This window comes from Bacillus sp. m3-13 (assembly GCF_000175075.1).
Lineage (GTDB): Bacteria > Bacillota > Bacilli > Bacillales > Bacillaceae_I > Sutcliffiella_A > Sutcliffiella_A horikoshii_C.
In genome coordinates, this window is the sequence record NZ_ACPC01000022.1 from 14,524 (window position 1) to 29,398 (window position 14,875).

Annotated in this window: 12 protein-coding genes; 2 read left to right on the forward strand and 10 right to left on the reverse strand. The window is 46.5% G+C overall.

Annotated elements, in window-relative coordinates; translation table 11 throughout:
- Window positions 1-11: 11 nt before the first annotated feature.
- The 5 genes from M313_RS0115615 to M313_RS0115640 form a co-directional block, all read right to left on the reverse strand.
- A complete protein-coding gene (locus tag M313_RS0115615) occupies window positions 12-1,151 on the reverse strand; it encodes an acyl-CoA dehydrogenase (RefSeq protein WP_010197461.1) in 1,140 nt (379 codons plus the stop codon).
- Between the two features lie 434 nt (window positions 1,152-1,585).
- Window positions 1,586-2,722 (reverse strand): acyl-CoA dehydrogenase, encoded by a 1,137-nt coding sequence (locus M313_RS0115625; protein WP_010197465.1) that lies wholly within the window; start codon window positions 2,720-2,722, stop codon window positions 1,586-1,588.
- A 60-nt stretch (window positions 2,723-2,782) separates the two neighbouring features.
- Window positions 2,783-3,637, reverse strand: a complete 855-nt coding sequence (locus M313_RS0115630; RefSeq protein WP_010197475.1) for a 3-hydroxybutyryl-CoA dehydrogenase — start codon at window positions 3,635-3,637, stop codon at window positions 2,783-2,785.
- A gap of 31 nt (window positions 3,638-3,668) precedes the next feature.
- Window positions 3,669-4,847 (reverse strand): acetyl-CoA C-acetyltransferase, encoded by a 1,179-nt coding sequence (locus M313_RS0115635; RefSeq protein WP_010197478.1) that lies wholly within the window; start codon window positions 4,845-4,847, stop codon window positions 3,669-3,671.
- Between the two features lie 310 nt (window positions 4,848-5,157).
- Window positions 5,158-7,275 (reverse strand): (Fe-S)-binding protein, encoded by a 2,118-nt coding sequence (locus M313_RS0115640; RefSeq protein ID WP_034775016.1) that lies wholly within the window; start codon window positions 7,273-7,275, stop codon window positions 5,158-5,160.
- Window positions 7,276-7,539: 264 nt separating this feature from the next.
- Between M313_RS0115640 and cls the strand changes: the two genes are divergently transcribed.
- Both cls and uvsE read left to right on the forward strand, forming a co-directional pair.
- Window positions 7,540-8,745 carry a cardiolipin synthase gene (cls, locus tag M313_RS0115645; RefSeq protein WP_010197484.1) on the forward strand — a complete coding sequence of 402 codons (1,206 nt, stop codon included), beginning with the start codon at window positions 7,540-7,542 and terminating at the stop codon, window positions 8,743-8,745.
- 37 nt (window positions 8,746-8,782) lie between these two features.
- Complete coding sequence (uvsE, locus tag M313_RS0115650) at window positions 8,783-9,736, forward strand: UV DNA damage repair endonuclease UvsE (RefSeq protein ID WP_010197486.1); 954 nt, start codon at window positions 8,783-8,785, stop codon at window positions 9,734-9,736.
- A 70-nt stretch (window positions 9,737-9,806) separates the two neighbouring features.
- Here uvsE and M313_RS25385 read toward each other — a convergent pair whose 3' ends face one another.
- The 5 genes from M313_RS25385 to speE form a co-directional block, all read right to left on the reverse strand.
- Window positions 9,807-9,983, reverse strand: coding sequence for a XapX domain-containing protein (locus M313_RS25385; RefSeq protein ID WP_010197488.1), 177 nt, complete (start codon window positions 9,981-9,983; stop codon window positions 9,807-9,809).
- A 93-nt stretch (window positions 9,984-10,076) separates the two neighbouring features.
- Window positions 10,077-11,747, reverse strand: a complete 1,671-nt coding sequence (argS, locus tag M313_RS0115660; RefSeq protein WP_010197490.1) for an arginine--tRNA ligase — start codon at window positions 11,745-11,747, stop codon at window positions 10,077-10,079.
- Complete coding sequence (locus tag M313_RS0115665) at window positions 11,744-12,199, reverse strand: YwiB family protein (protein WP_010197494.1); 456 nt, start codon at window positions 12,197-12,199, stop codon at window positions 11,744-11,746. The genes argS and M313_RS0115665 overlap by 4 nt, the downstream gene beginning before the upstream one ends.
- A 447-nt stretch (window positions 12,200-12,646) precedes the next feature.
- A complete protein-coding gene (gene speB, locus M313_RS0115670; protein ID WP_010197495.1) occupies window positions 12,647-13,519 on the reverse strand; it encodes an agmatinase in 873 nt (290 codons plus the stop codon).
- A gap of 145 nt (window positions 13,520-13,664) precedes the next feature.
- Window positions 13,665-14,492 carry a spermidine synthase gene (gene speE / locus M313_RS0115675; protein ID WP_010197498.1) on the reverse strand — a complete coding sequence of 276 codons (828 nt, stop codon included), beginning with the start codon at window positions 14,490-14,492 and terminating at the stop codon, window positions 13,665-13,667.
- Window positions 14,493-14,875 lie beyond the last annotated feature (383 nt).

Sequence of the window (14,875 nt, forward strand, 5' to 3'; positions counted from 1 at the left end):
CCGTCACCTACTTACTTAGTAAGCATTCTGGAGATTACGAGACGTTGAATTTCTTGTGTTCCTTCATAAATTTGCGTAATTTTCGCATCCCTCATATAGCGCTCCACCGGGTAGTCCTTCGTATAGCCGTAACCGCCGAACACTTGAACCGCTTCTGTTGTCACTTTCATCGCCGTGTCACCAGCGAACAGTTTGGACATTGCAGACTCCAAGCCATAGCTCAAGCCTTCGGACTCTCTCCATGCAGCCTGATACGTTAATAGTCTTGAAGCTTCCACCGTTGTCGCCATATCTGCCAGTTTAAAAGAAACACCCTGCTGTGCCGCGATCGGTTTCCCGAACTGAACGCGCTCTTTTGCATAAGCAACGGCCGCATCTAATGCACCTTGCGCAATCCCGACAGCCTGTGCAGCAATCCCGTTACGTCCGCCGTCAAGCGTCGTCATCGCCACTTTAAAGCCTTCACCCTCTGCGCCTAGCATGTTTTCAACCGGCACGCGGCAGTCTTCGAAAATGATTTCCGTTGTCGGTGAAGAACGAATTCCAAGTTTCTTCTCTTTTTTCCCAACACTGAAGCCAGGGAAGTCCGCTTCTACGATAAACGCGCTTGTTCCTTTATGCTTGCTGGAAGGATCTGTCACCGCAAACACCACATAGATGTCCGCGATACCGCCGTTTGTGATGAAGATTTTGGAACCGTTCAGGACATAATGGTCGCCGTCCAATTTCGCCGTCGTACGCATGCCGCCCGCATCAGAACCGGACCCAGGTTCAGTCAGACCGTAGCCGCCAATGCTCGTTCCTTGTGCAAGTGGCACCAAGTATTTCTGCTTTTGCTCCTCTGTTCCGTACTTGTAGATCGGCCAGCTCGCAAGTGACGTGTGCGCGGATAGTGTTACCCCAGTGGACGCGCAAACACGTGATAACTCCTCTACCGCGATGCAGTAAGCGAGGTAGTCACTACCGATTCCGCCGTACTCTTCTGGAAACGGTATTCCTGTTAAACCAAGGTCTGCCATCTTTTTGAAAATTTCCATGTCAAAGCTTTCTTCCTCGTCACGCTCGGCTGCAGTCGGCTCCACTTCGTTCTTGGCAAAATCGCGTACCATTTTGCGAATCATTTCATGTTCTTCTGATAGTTGAAAGTTCATATTTTTCATCCCCCGATGAGTTAGTTTTTTTGGATGGCTCACACGCGCTCCGGGCACCATGCACGCTTCGCTTGACGCGAGGCGGGACCGCATCAACGCGGTTTAGTTGTAAATTTCACGATTTTTCATCGTTTTTAGCTATTTTAAGTGCCTTTAAAAACCGTTCGGTCATTTCAGAAGGGCTTTCGGACACTTTCGTTGTTCTTTTGGCTATGGTTCGGTCAATTTACGAGCATCTTTGGACAACTTTGATGGTGGGTTCGGTCATTTGGAAAATTGGTTCGGACATTTTCGTTGAAAGTTTGGACAACTATGCCAAATCTTCGGTCAACTTTTCAAAAACTTTGGACAACTTTCGGAAATCTTCGGACATTTGGCCGCGAACGGCTTGCAACACTCGTAAATCCCGCACCATCTTTCAACGCCGTCCCCCATCACCCCATCAAATGCTTCCCGATCACCAATCTCTGAATCTCGCTCGTGCCCTCATAAATCTCACAAACCTTCGCATCACGGAAGTAACGCTCGACCGGATAATCCTTCGTATAGCCGTAGCCGCCAAACACCTGGACCGCCTCAATTGCCACATTCATCGCAGTCTGAGAAGCAAAAAGCTTCGCCATCGATGCTTCTTTTCCGCAAGGTTTGCCTAAAGCACGCAGGTTGGCCGCGCGGTAGGTCAACAGTCTTGCACCTTCCACCGCGGTCGCCATATCTGCCAGTTTAAAAGAAACACCCTGTTGTGCCGCGATAGGCTTTCCGAACTGGACGCGTTCTTTTGCATAGGCTGTTGCCGCCTGTACTGCCGATTCGGCGATACCAAGGGACTGGGCCGCGATGCCGATTCGGCCGACATCAAGATTGGCCATTGCAATCTTGAAGCCTTCCCCTTCTGCTCCAAGCAGATTCGCCACCGGAACCTTCGCGTCTTCAAACGTCAACTGGACCGTTTTCGATCCATGCAAGCCCATTTTGTGCTCATCTTTTCCAATCACAAATCCAGGTGTATCCTTTTCCACTATGAATGCGGAAACCCCCTTCGTTCCGAGCTCGGGATTGGTCGAAGCAAATACGATATACGTATCCGCTTCCCCGCCGTTTGTGATGAACACCTTTGCACCGTTCAGCACATAATGGTCACCTTGTTTCACGGCACGGGTTTTCAAGCTTCCTGCATCTGACCCAGCACTCGGCTCCGTCAAACAGAACGCACCAAGGTACTCGCCGGAAGCTAGCTTCGTCACATATTTTTGTTTCTGTTCTTCTGTGCCAAAATAAAGAATTGGATTCGTCCCGACCGAAGTGTGTACAGACAGGATCACCCCGACTGTCGCACTCACTCGCGAAAGTTCATTGATCGCGATGATGTAGGAAGGAAAGTCCATTCCCGCTCCGCCGTACTCTTCCGGAATGGTCATTCCCATCAACCCAAGGTCCGCCATTTTACACAAAATCTCACGAGGGAACTCACCCTCTTCCATTTTTTCCACGAAAGGTGCAATTTCCGTCTCCGCAAAATCGCGCACCATTTTCCGGACCATTTCCTGTTCTTCAGTAAAACGTAAATTCATGCCGTTTATCCCCTCTCCTGCTGTCTAGAAAAATTACCCCTTGTTGCCATCAAGCCGTTCTCACGTCTCGTACGTATAAAACCCTCTGCCGGTCTTGCGTCCCAACCAGCCTGCTTTCACATATTTTCTAAGCAATGGACATGGACGGTATTTGTCATCGCCAAAACCTTCATGCAATGTTTCCATGATGTACAGGCAAGTATCAAGTCCGATAAAATCGGCAAGTGTCAGCGGCCCCATCGGATGGTTCATTCCAAGCTTCATGACTTCATCGATTGCTTCCGGCGTGGCTACCCCTTCGTAAACCGTGAAAATGGCCTCGTTGATCATCGGCATTAACACACGGTTGGATACAAATCCTGGGAAGTCGTTCACTTCCACCGGCACTTTGGAAAGCTTTTTCGTCATATCTTCAATCGCACCGTATACTTCATCTGCAGTCTGCAAGCCGCGAATGATTTCGACAAGCTTCATGACAGGAACAGGATTCATGAAGTGCATCCCGATAACTTTTTCTGGTCTCCCGGTTGCTGCAGCAATTTCCGTGATCGGTAGCGAAGATGTATTAGTCGCCAAAATGGTGTGAGCCGGAGCGTTCTGGTCAAGCTCGGCAAAAATTTTCTTTTTGATGTCCATGTTTTCCACTGCCGCTTCAATGACGATGTCGACGTGTTTAGCGTCTTCAAGTGCTGTTGTCGTTTGCAGGCGACCAAGTACAGCAGCTTTCTCGTCCTCTGTCATGCGCCCTTTTTCCACGGATCTGCTTAAATTTTTCGTTATACCCGCAAGCCCGCGGTCCAAAAATTCTTGTTTCAAATCGTTCATATACACGTCATAGCCAGCCATCGCACACACTTGCGCAATGCCAGAGCCCATCTGTCCTGCGCCGATCACCATTACTTTTTGAATTGTCATGTTCTGATTCCTCCTAAAAAATTTCTCTCGCTTATACTTGGATCAAGATTGCATCGCCCTGTCCGCCGCCTGAGCATATTGACGCAATGCCAAGACCGCCGCCGCGGCGTTTCAGCTCATGAATCAACGACACGATGATGCGTGCGCCACTTGCCCCGATCGGATGTCCTAACGCAACTGCCCCGCCGTTTACATTCACTTTCTCCAAATCAAGTCCTGCTAGGTTTGCCGATGCCAACGCAACCGCCGCGAACGCTTCATTTATTTCAAAAAGATCGATTTCTTCGAGCTTTGTGCCTGTTTTCTTTAAAAGTTCGGTGATGACAAGCCCCGGCGTTTTCGGGAAATCCTTTGCTTCCACTGCGATGGACGCGTGGCCTAGGATGGTCGCAAGCACTTCCTTTCCTTCTTTTGCCGCGCGGTCATCGCTCATCAACACAAGGGCACTTGCTCCGTCATTCACGCCTGGTGCGTTTCCTGCCGTTATCGTTCCATCATGGTCAAATGCCGGTCGCAAGCTTGCCAGTTTCTCAATAGATGTATCTTTACGTGGAGACTCATCCTTGCTCACGACGATCGGGTCGCCTTTTCGCTGAGGGACAGAAACTGGGACGATTTCTGCATCAAATGTGCCTTTTTCCGTTGCTTCAATTGCTCTCTGGTGACTTCTGTACGCCCATGCATCCTGGTCTTCACGGGTGATTTCCATTTCTTTTGCGACGCTGTTTCCGTATGTGCCCATGTGCACGCCTGTGAAAGTACAAGTTAGGCCGTCATGGACCATCAAGTCTTGCACGGTGCTGTCGCCCATGCGCAGGCCCCATCTTGCTTTTGGCAGCATGTATGGCGCGTTGCTCATGGATTCCATTCCGCCTGCTACGATGACTTCTTCTTCCCCGGAGCGGATGAGGATGTCACCGAGTGTGACGCTGCGCATGCCGGATGCACATACTTTGTTGATGGTTTCGGTGCGCACTTCCCATGGCAGGCCTGCTTTTTGGGAGGCTTGGCGGGATGGCAGTTGGCCTTGGCCGCCTTGAAGGACGGTGCCCATGATGACTTCTCCTACTTGGTCGCCTGATACGTTTGCTCTTGATAGTGCTTCTTTGATGGCGACTGCTCCTAGGTCTGAGGCTGTGAGTGAGCTAAGTCCTCCTGCAAAACGGCCGATTGGTGTACGAACTGCACTGACGATTACTGTTTTTCCCATTGATAACATCCTCCTTTAAAATTGAAAAAGTTTGCGTTAACTCCCAGTTGATTTCCGTTCCAGGTGTTCGCTTTCCGCGGGAAGGTGTTTGAGCCTCATCGCTTCGCTGCGGGGTCTCAATCAACCTTTTCTCCCCCGCAGGAGTCTCACACCTTGCACTTCAATCAACTGGGTAAACTAGTAAGACAATATTTGTTACCGCTTACAATTTTTCTGTTTTAAAAACTGAACGGTCGCTCAGTTTTGGTGAAAAGCATATGGTGCACGCAGAGAACTACGTACACCTTGTATGCTCGGTTCTATTATTCTATTAAGATACTAATTCTTGTTTGTCGCCGATGACGGAGCGCTCGAGTAGTTCTGCTACGTCATAGGTGCCTACGTTTTCTTCTACTTCTTTCGCTTTCGTTCCGTCCGAAAGCATCGTTAAGCAGTACGGGCAGCCGGAGCTAATGACGCTTGGTGCAACTTCGAGTGCTTGTTCGGTACGGGCGACGTTGACGCGTGTGCCTGTATCCTCTTCCATCCACATAAGTCCTCCGCCGGCTCCACAGCACATTCCCGTTTCGCGGCTGCGGTTCATTTCGACCACTTTGACGCCTGGGATGGCTTTTAGGATGTCACGAGGTGGCTCGTAGACTTCGTTGTATCTGCCGAGGTAGCAGGAATCGTGGTACGTGATCGTTTCTTTTACCTCGTGTACTGGTGTGAGTTTGCCTTCTTTCACAAGCTCTGCCAGTACTTCTGTATGGTGATAGACTTCGGCTTCAAGTCCGAAATCAGGGTACTCGTTTTTGAAAATGTTATAAGCATGCGGGTCGATCGTGACGATTTTTTTGACTTCGTTTTTCTCGAATTCCGCAATATTGCTTGTTGCAAGCTCTTGGAATAGGAATTCATTTCCTAGACGGCGCGGCGTATCTCCGGAGTTTTTCTCCTTGTTGCCAAGAATCGCGAACTTCACGCCAGCTTCGTTCATTAATTTTGCAAAAGAGATGGCGATTTTCTGGGAGCGATTATCGAAAGATCCCATGGACCCTACCCAGAACAGGTATTCAAAATCTTCGCCAGCTTTTTTCATTTCTTTTACCGTTGGAATGCTAACTTCCGGTGCTGCGTCACGCCAGTTTTCGCGTTCTTTACGGTTAAGCCCCCAAGGATTTCCTTGGCGTTCGATGTTGGTCATTGCACGTTGCGCATCGGCATCCATCTTTCCTTCTGTAAGAACCAGGTAACGGCGAAGGTCGATGATTTTATCGACATGCTCGTTCATTACCGGACATTGGTCCTCACAGTTACGACAGGTCGTACATGCCCAGATCTCTTCCTCAGTGATAACATCACCAATCAGGCTCGGGCTGTATTCAATCGTTGCAGCGCTTTCTTGTGCACCTTTTCCGGCAGCCGACATCATAGCAAGCTGATTTCCGTGCGTGTTATTGAACGCATATGTTGGTACCCAAGGGGATTTGGACGTAATGGCCGCTCCCTTGTCTGTTAAGTGGTCACGAATTTTAATAATCAAATCCATCGGTGAAAGCATTTTTCCTGTACCAGTTGCCGGACACATGTTGGTACAGCGTCCACACTCCACACAGGCGTACATATCGATTAATTGGTATTGGGTGAAGTCTTCCACTTTCCCAACACCAAATGTTTCTTGCGTTTCATCTTCAAAATCGATTTTTTCAAGCTTTCCTGGGTTCGTTGTACGGTGAAAAAATACATTCGCAGGTCCTGCAATTAAATGCGCATGCTTGGATTGCGGTACATACACCAAGAAAGTTAATAGGAATAACAGGTGAATCCACCAGCCGACATAGAATAATGCGATGGCTGCCGTTTCGTTGATCCAACTGAACATGAGTGCGAATAGTGATGCCACTGGCTCGCTCCATGTTAGGCCATGGTCATGCCAGATAAGTCCCATTCCGTTTGAAAATAGTACAGAGAGCATTAATCCGCCGATAAATAGTAATACCAGGCCGGATTTGAATCCTCTTTTTAAACGAACCAGCTTTTCTACATAGCGGCGGTAGAAAGCCCAAACAACCGCAACTAAAATCATCAGTGTTACTAGCTCTTGGAAAAACGTAAAGGCCGGATATAATGGTCCAAGCGGCAAATGCGCGTTTGGAGCAAGCCCTTTGATGATCAGATCCAGCGCCCCAAGCTGAACCATAAGAAATCCATAGAAGAACATGACGTGGATAATCCCACTTTTCTTATCCTTCAATAATTTTTTCTGGCCAAATACATTGACCCAGACTTTGTCTAATCGTTCTTTCACTTTGTTGTCGAATTCTACTTTTTTCCCAAGTTTGATGAATTGAATTCTTGTTCTGATCAAGTAAACAAACAGCGATAATGCGTAAGCGGTTACAATTATCGTTAAAATCCAATTGGCGATTAACAAACCGTTACTCACATCTCCCACTCCTTTCGTGTCCCCTTTTACTGTCGGCCGTTTACGTGTTTATGCAACGAAAGAGCCTCAATGTTTGGAAAGAATATAATTTTCAGAACTTTAGTAATTTAAGTCTATCTTATAACTGAATGAGCATTCAGTCAACACATTTAGTTGTAAAAATCGCTTTATTTTTCTGTGAATTAGGGTATGGGTAATTAGTTATAGGATAAGAACGATGGAATACGTAAAAACTATATGGACGTGTTTTCGGGAGGGAATAGGATGGAAATTGCATTATATATTATGGGGGCATTTGGACTTATTTTTGCTTGGCTAGCACTTGATTTACATTTAGGAAGAAAGAAGCATTTAAAAGAAAGCAAACGGTTGAAGTTTCCCAAAAGGCAGAGTGAGATTTTCCTCTACGCTGACGGGAACTTGCTGTATAAAGATTTATTTCACGACATGCGCCAAGCGACCAGCCACATTCATTCCCTCTTTTACATGGTACGTGACGATCACGCAAGCAAAGAATTTCTGACCATTTTAAAAGATAAGGCCGATCAAGGGTTAGAGGTTCGGCTCCTTCTTGATTATTTTGGATCCTTTGATGTAAAAAAAGAAACAATGAAAGAACTCAAGCAGCACGGCATTGAAGTGGAGGTTTATCATAAGCCCGCTTTCCCATTCTTTTTTTTCAGCATTAATCAGCGAAATCACCGGAAAATTACGGTGATTGACGGGAAAATCGGGTATGTTGGAGGATTCAATATCGGAAAAGAATACCTTGGACAGGATCCGGAGTTTGGCGTTTGGCGCGATTACCATCTCAAGCTTGAGGGGGAAGGTGTGCAGGACCTTCAGTCACAGTTTATCCAGAACTGGGAGCAGGCCGGTGATTTTCAACCTGGCGAGTGGGGGGACATGTATTATCCGGAGTTGGTGAAAGGCCCCATCACGCACAAGTTGGTCCCGACGAATGGCGGACATTTGACGGATACCTTTTTAAAGCTGATTCAAAAAGCAGAGAAGTCCATCATCATCTGCACTCCTTATTTTATTCCGAGTGAGCCTTTGCATGAGGAGTTGCTCTCTGCTCTTGCACGCGGAGTGAAAGTAACTGTTCTTGTTCCCGCCAAAGCAGATCATCCCTTGGTGATGGATGCAGCATTTCCTTATTTTAAGACGGTTATTTCTGCCGGTGCAGAGGTATATCGCTTTTATTTAGGATTCTACCATGCGAAGGTTATGGTTATTGATGACCACACCTGTGATATTGGAACGGCTAACTTTGATAAACGCAGCTTGTTTTTAAACAATGAAATAAACTGTTTGATTTTTGATAAGGAATTTGTACACAAGACGGTTCAGGAAATCCATAAGGACATTCATAATTCGGAAAAGTTGACGCTTGAGTTTATCGAGAATCGTTCTTTGATGGCAAAAGGTCGAGAACAACTTTCTAAGATTCTCGCTCCGTTGATGTAGCGAGTTTTAGATTTTCATTTAAAAAGGAGCCGGTTGCATGAGGATTCGCTTTGGATTTGTATCACAATCATGGACGCTCTGGGAAGCCTCCCCTGCCAGAGCACTCACCTATACTCGTTATAAACAGATGTCTGCCGAGGAGGGGCGGGAAAAGTTACTCTCTGTGACGCGTGAGAATTTAATGAACACATTGCGGACGATTTACTTTTGCATCGCTCACGAAATTAAAGTATTCCGTTTCTCTTCCTCTATCGTCCCGCTTGCCACCCACCCGGATGTAAAGTGGGACTTTGTCAGTGAGTTTGCTGATGAGTTTAAGGAGATTGGGGACTTAGTGAAACGGTACGGCATGCGCTCGAGTTTTCACCCCAATCAGTTTACGTTGTTTACAAGCGATAAGCCGCATATTACAGAGAATGCGGTGATTGATATGGTTTACCACTATGACATGTTGAAGGCGATGGGGCTAGAGGATCAGGGAACGATCAACATCCATGTTGGCGGTGCTTATGGGAACAAGGAGCTTGCGGTCGAACGTTTCAGGGAAAATATTGTTTCGCTGCCGGATGAGGTCCGGGCTCGTATGACTTTGGAGAACGATGATAAGACGTACACCACGGAGGAAACGTTGGTGTTGTGTGAAGAGCTCGGAATTCCACTTGCGTTTGATTACCATCATGAGTACGCCAATCCAAGCTCTGTGTCATGGGAAGAGTTGCTGCCACGGGTGTATGCGACGTGGAAGGATATCGGCATCATCCCAAAGATACATATCTCCTCCCCTATTTCCGAAAAGAAATTGCGGCACCATGCAGACTTTGTGGATCTGCAGTTTTTGATGGAGTTTTTAAAAGTGGTCGTCGGACTTGGGCAGGATGTTGACTTTATGATAGAAGCAAAACGAAAAGATGAAGCCGCCCTGCAACTATGCGAAGACATCGCCAAAATCAGGGGCGTCAATCGGATTAGCGGCGGCGCGGTGGAATGGTGAAGTGATAAAGAAGTAAAGAGGGGTCTGACCCTCACCGCTCTAATGCGGTGAAGGATCAGCCCCCTCTCTTTTAGTTGCTTGATTGGAAGATCGGTGCGACCCAGGTAAATAGGCGGTAGCCGAGGTAGATGCCGACGATTCCTACGATGCCGGAGAATACGGGTGGTGCTGGGATTGGCAGTCGAAACAGGGCGAAAAGGAACCCTACGACCATACCTGTTGCTAGTGCTAATAAGCTTTCTTTCATAGTGGAAAACTCCCTTGTTGTTTTATCTTATGTTGTTTATTTTGGCCAAAAGAAAGCTCTCTACTCTAATTTCTAGTAGAGAGCTTTTTGGCATTACATTTTCTCTGGTGCAGAAACTCCGATCAACTTAAGTGCATCTTGCAGCGTGATTTGTACAGCTTTCATCAACCCTAGACGTGCCTTCGATTTTTCCATGTTATCTGCATCAAGAACTTTTTCCGCATTATAGAAGCTGTGAAGCGCGGATGCAAGTTCAAATGTGTAGTTGGTAATACGGTGAGGAATGCGTTTTTCTGCCGCTTCCGCTACCGCAAGCGGATATTCCCCAAGCTTTTTCAAAAGATCGATCTCTTTTTCAGAGGAGATGTGCTCAAGCGCGAAGTTTCCTTCTAGGCTCAAGCCTTGCTCTTCTCCTTGGCGAAGCATGCTGCAAATACGAGCATGTGCGTATTGTGCATAGAAAACCGGGTTTTCATTGGACTGGGAGACTGCCAAGTCCATATCGAAATCTAGATGTGTGTCACCTGAACGCATAGCGAAGAAATAACGTACGGCATCCAAGCCCACTTCCTCCATCAAATCACGCATCGTTACTGCTTTACCAGTACGCTTACTCATTTTCATCTTTTCTCCGTTTTGGAAAAGGTGGACAAGCTGGATGATTTCCACTTCCAACGCGTCTTTTCCGTAACCAAGCGCTTCAATGGCAGCTTTCATACGAGGGATATAACCGTGGTGGTCTGCTCCCCAGATGTTAATCAGTTTGTCATGGCCTCGTTTTAGTTTATCTTGGTGGTAAGCGATGTCCGGCGTCAGATATGTGTAAGAACCGTCATTTTTAATGAGTACACGGTTTTTGTCATCGCCAAATTCTGTGGAGCGGAACCATGTTGCTCCCTCTTCTTCATAGATATGGCCCTGTTCACGAAGGGTTGCCAGTGCTTCATCGATTTTTCCGTTATTGTATAAGGAAGTCTCGGAGTACCACACATCAAAACGAACTCGGAACTCTTCTAAATCCTGTTGCAATTTTTTCATTTCGTATTTTAAGCCGTATTCACGGAAAAAGCTGCGGCGGTCTTCTTCTGATTCGTTGACGAAGCGGTCGCCGAACTCATCTGCAATTGCCTGTCCGATTCCGATGATGTCTTTGCCATGGTAGCCGTCTTCTGGCATTTCTTTGTCTTGGCCAAGCGCTTGGAAATAGCGTGCCTCAACGGAAAGTGCCAGGTTGTTAATTTGGTTACCTGCGTCGTTGATGTAATATTCGCGTGTTACCTCATAGCCTGCTTTATCCAGTACATTACAAAGGGAATCCCCCACTGCTGCACCACGGGCATGTCCTAAGTGAAGGTCACCTGTAGGGTTTGCCGAAACAAACTCGACATTGATTTTTTCACCCTTACCGATGTTGGAACGTCCGTAATCGGTTCCTGCTTTTAATATCGTCGGAATTAGGTCTGTCAAGTAGGCATTGTCCATGTAAAAGTTGATGAATCCAGGACCAGCGATATCGATCTTTTCAATGGATGCTTTCGATTGATCAAAATTTTTCACGATTTCTTCTGCAATCATACGAGGTGCTTTTTTGGCTACGCGTGCAAGTTGCATCGCCATGTTTGTGGAGTAGTCCCCGTTTGTTTTGTCCTTTGGTGTTTCTAAAACAACAGCTGGAATTTGCTCCTCTGTTGCCAAGCCCGCTTTCAGAACGGAAGCCTTAATCTCTTCTTTCAGGCGTTCTTGTACTTGTTCTACTATATTCATCTTGCCTGTTCCTCCTCGTAGTTGATTGTTATCAAGTATTGACCGGTTATTTGATCTTGAACCTTCAATTTATAGTCAAGCTGCAAACAGCCTCTTTTCTTATCTGGATCCTTCATCATGACCACTTTATCGGTTTCCGTTTCGAACTCAAATCTTGCGCCACCGCCCTGGTAACTGCCATCTGTCGTTTCACCGGCACGGAAGGATTGCAACATATTGATGTCACCGGAACGCTTTAGACGCACTTCTTTGTCCGTAATTTTATAAAAACAATCGACCTTCTCCTTGCCTTCAAGCTCTTCTGAGAAGACGATGTATTCTGATTCACCTTTTATGTAGTATTGACCATCTGCTCCAAACACAACAAATTCCCTGTCATTATCCGCATTAATTATTTCCGATTGGAACGTCACCTTTATCGGCATCTTTAAGTGATTTTGATTGTCTGCCATCTGGCCCCACATCCTTTTATCTTTAACGCTTATTGGTTCGCGTCGATTTTTCTATAACCTTCATAGTATAAAACAAGTAGGGTGTGGAGTTCAATAGAGGATGTCGGTAGGTGGGGAGAAATTGATGGTTTTTGTGGTGGTTTGGGAGTAGAGAGGAGTTCTATTTGACAGTTAGTTTGAGTCTTCTCGGGGGCTTAGGGGGTATAGAGCCGTTCCATCTGACTTTTCAGGCGAGTTTCTTTGCGTTTCGGGCGTATAGAACCGTTCTATTTGACCTTTCTCGTGATTTCCCTCGGGCTTCGGGCGTATAGAACCGTTCTATTTAACTTTTCACCAAGGTTTCTTGAGCCTTCAGGCAAATAGAATCCATTTTTATACAAAAAGACCCGTTCCCCAAGCCGCCGCTTAGCAGCAACAACTTAGAAAACAGAGCTATTTTTCAAATCTTTATTTTACCCAACCTAAAATCATTTCTCGGATCAGCTTGCTTGCAGTGTTGGCAGTCTGCTCGGAAGTGTCATAAATTGGCGCAACCTCGACCAAATCCGCTCCAACCACGTTCACATCGGAACCTGCGATGGCATGGATGGATGCAAGCAATTCACGGGATGTGATGCCGCCGCAATCCACTGTACCTGTACCAGGTGCGTGTGCAGGGTCCAGTACGTCGATGTCGATTGTTACGTATACCGGACGGCCAGCAAGTGTCGGAAGGATTTCTTTCAATGGCTCAAGCACTTCGAATTTGGAGATGTGCATGCCGACTTCTTTCGCCCATTGGAACTCTTCCTTCATGCCTGAACGGATTCCGAATGAGTACACATTCTTAGGTCCGATCAGGTTTGCTGCTTTCTTGATCGGTGTCGAGTGGGAAAGCGGCTCGCCTTCGTAGTCGTCACGAAGGTCTGTATGTGCATCCATGTGGATGATGGCAAGGTCCGGGTACTTTTTGTACATCGCCTTGATGACAGGCCATGATACAAGGTGCTCCCCACCCATTCCAAGTGGGAATTTGTCTTTTTCTAAAAGGCTGTCGATGTATTCTTCAATCATTTCGATGCTTTTTTGCGGGTTACCGAATGGCAATGGGATGTCGCCGGCATCGAAGTATTTTACTTCTTCTAGTTCGCGGTCAAGATACGGGCTGTACTCTTCCAGTCCGATGGATACTTCGCGGATACGGGACGGGCCGAAGCGGGATCCTGGACGGTAGCTTACTGTCCAGTCCATCGGCATGCCGTAGATCACTGCTTGGCTATCTTCAAAGCTTGGGTGGCTTTTAATAAACACGTTGCCAGAATATGCTTCATCAAAACGCATGAGTGGTTTCCTCCTTGAATGAAGGGGTCTGACCCTTAGCGCTTTAACGCGCTGAGGGTCAGACCCCTCTTTAGTTATTTATAACTTTAACGTTGTACCGCACCGAGGGTCAGACCCCTCTTCACCTCTTTATCACTCTACCTTATTACTTCACTAAATCCGCTACGAATTTTGGTAGGGCGAATGCTGCTTTGTGCAGGTCTTTTGTGTAGTATTTTGTGTCGATTTCGTGGAAGCGGTCTTCGCTTACTTCCAGTGGGTCGTGTTTTTTGGATCCGATGGTGAATGTCCACATGCCGCTTGGGTATGTTGGGATGTTTGCAATGTATAGACGTGTAATCGGGAAGATTTCACGTACGTCGCGTTGTACATTTGTGATTAACTCAGGCGTGAACCATGGGTTGTCCGTTTGCGCTACGAATACACCGTCTTCTTTTAATGCTTTGGAGATTCCTGCGTAGAAACCTTTAGTGAACAAGTTTACAGCTGGTCCAACAGGCTCCGTGGAGTCTACCATGATGACATCATAAACGTTTTCGCTTTCTGCAATGTGCATGAAGCCGTCGCCGACTTTTACTTCTACGCGCTCGTTTTCAAGTTCTCCTGCAATTTCAGGAAGGTACTTTTTAGAGTACTCGATTACTTTTCCGTCGATTTCAACAAGGGTCGCTTTTTTCACGCTTGGGTGTTTCAGGACTTCGCGGATCACGCCGCCGTCTCCTCCACCTACTACCAACACATTTTCAGGGTTCGGGTGTGTGAACAATGGTACGTGTGCCACCATTTCGTGATAAACGAACTCATCCTTTTGTGTGGTCATCACCATTCCGTCCAAAATAAGCATGTTGCCGAACTCTTCTGTTTCTACCATATCAAGCTTTTGGAATTCCGTCTGCTCTGTATGTAAAGTGCGTTTGATTTTCGCTGTGATTCCGAAGTTTTTTGTTTGATATTCTGTGTACCATAATTCCATTTTGTACAACATTCCCTTCTAACTTTAAATTTACTATCTATCTTGCGGCCATAAGCGGTAGTTTCTATCGTTAAATGCTCGTTTTTATCGTTCCCTATCAATGAAAAATGAAACATTGATTTCTCGGGATTTCTTGCTTCTGCGGCCAACGAACAACCACTTCCACTTTTCTAATCACCAAGAAAAAAGTATAGATGAATCTAGCAAAAATTCAAGTAAAAAATTTATTTTTCTGCAAATGTTTAAAAAGGTTCAAAGAATTTCATACTAGGAAATAAAACCATTTTTTATTAATGAAGATATATATTCGTTTAAACGGTTGATTTCCGTTCCAGGCGCTTCGCTTTTCTGCGGGCGGTCCGGGAGCCTCCTCGGCAAGCCTG

What these genes read in the sequence shown, in the direction of transcription:
- M313_RS0115615 (WP_010197461.1), bottom strand. Translation starts at nt 1,151, where the DNA reads ATGAACTTTCAACTATCAGAAGAACATGAAATGATTCGCAAAATGGTA.
- M313_RS0115625 (WP_010197465.1), bottom strand. Translation starts at nt 2,722, where the DNA reads ATGAATTTACGTTTTACTGAAGAACAGGAAATGGTCCGGAAAATGGTG.
- M313_RS0115630 (WP_010197475.1), bottom strand. Translation starts at nt 3,637, where the DNA reads ATGACAATTCAAAAAGTAATGGTGATCGGCGCAGGACAGATGGGCTCT.
- M313_RS0115635 (WP_010197478.1), bottom strand. Translation starts at nt 4,847, where the DNA reads ATGGGAAAAACAGTAATCGTCAGTGCAGTTCGTACACCAATCGGCCGT.
- cls (WP_010197484.1), top strand. Translation starts at nt 7,540, where the DNA reads ATGGAAATTGCATTATATATTATGGGGGCATTTGGACTTATTTTTGCT.
- uvsE (WP_010197486.1), top strand. Translation starts at nt 8,783, where the DNA reads ATGAGGATTCGCTTTGGATTTGTATCACAATCATGGACGCTCTGGGAA.
- M313_RS25385 (WP_010197488.1), bottom strand. Translation starts at nt 9,983, where the DNA reads ATGAAAGAAAGCTTATTAGCACTAGCAACAGGTATGGTCGTAGGGTTC.
- argS (WP_010197490.1), bottom strand. Translation starts at nt 11,747, where the DNA reads ATGAATATAGTAGAACAAGTACAAGAACGCCTGAAAGAAGAGATTAAG.
- M313_RS0115665 (WP_010197494.1), bottom strand. Translation starts at nt 12,199, where the DNA reads ATGGCAGACAATCAAAATCACTTAAAGATGCCGATAAAGGTGACGTTC.
- speB (WP_010197495.1), bottom strand. Translation starts at nt 13,519, where the DNA reads ATGCGTTTTGATGAAGCATATTCTGGCAACGTGTTTATTAAAAGCCAC.
- speE (WP_010197498.1), bottom strand. Translation starts at nt 14,492, where the DNA reads ATGGAATTATGGTACACAGAATATCAAACAAAAAACTTCGGAATCACA.